Genomic DNA, 357 nt, shown 5'->3' on the forward strand with positions numbered 1-357 from the left:
GCTCAGATTATAAAAATCCAAGCCTGAGGTTGTATCTCGAACTGTGTCATACACATTATCTTTAAATATAATATCTTATGGCACAAGAAGAATTTGACTTTGAGTCTTTTAAGAATGAGGCTATTGCCGGCCTTTATTCTGGAAAAAAAAATGACTTGCACCGATGGGGTTCTGTCTCCCATGGTGAAGCACTTTCTGGAATCTATGATGTCCGGTTAGCTTGAATACCTCCTTGCTCAAGATAAACTTAACGAGCAAATTAACCGTAAGAACGGTAAAACGAAGAAGCCCGTGCGTAGTCTAAGTGCTGGCTCATTTGAGTTAGAAACTGGTCGTGACCGCCTGGGTACTTTTGAA

General features: G+C 40.6%; 1 protein-coding gene. It reads left to right on the forward strand.

The window, feature by feature from the left end:
* Positions 1-77: 77 nt before the first annotated feature.
* Positions 78-224, forward strand: a complete 147-nt coding sequence (locus GNY06_RS03965) for a hypothetical protein (RefSeq protein ID WP_166518900.1) — start codon at positions 78-80, stop codon at positions 222-224.
* Positions 225-357: the final 133 nt, after the last annotated feature.

Origin of the sequence: Elizabethkingia argenteiflava, from assembly GCF_009904105.1 — a bacterium.
In the GTDB taxonomy this organism is placed as follows: domain Bacteria; phylum Bacteroidota; class Bacteroidia; order Flavobacteriales; family Weeksellaceae; genus Elizabethkingia; species Elizabethkingia argenteiflava.